The sequence below is a fragment of the Streptomyces sp. SID486 genome, assembly GCF_009865385.1.
Taxonomy (GTDB): domain Bacteria; phylum Actinomycetota; class Actinomycetes; order Streptomycetales; family Streptomycetaceae; genus Streptomyces.
The window spans coordinates 1-203 of the sequence record NZ_WWJT01000468.1 but is presented as its reverse complement, the minus strand read 5'-3'; the positions used below and the strand labels follow the sequence as shown (position 1 = coordinate 203).

The window sequence follows — 203 nt, the reverse complement described above, 5'->3', positions numbered from 1 at the left end:
CTCGCCCAGCAGCTCATCCAGCACGGCATCCGCCCCGGCCACGCCGTCGCCGTACTCCTGCAACGCTCCATCGCCACCATCACCACCGTCCTCGCCCTCGCCAAGACCGGCGCCGTCCACGTCCCCCTCGACACCCGCTACCCGGCCGAACGCATCCGCCACATCCTCGACGACACCGACGCCCGCCTCCTCATCACCGACGA

The 203-nt window shown here is 70.9% G+C and carries 1 protein-coding gene; it reads left to right on the top strand.

The genetic code is table 11. From position 1 onward, the window contains the following. Positions 1-203, top strand: a 203-nt coding sequence (locus tag GT045_RS21960; protein ID WP_161335177.1) for an AMP-binding protein, incomplete at both ends; no start/stop codon positions are given.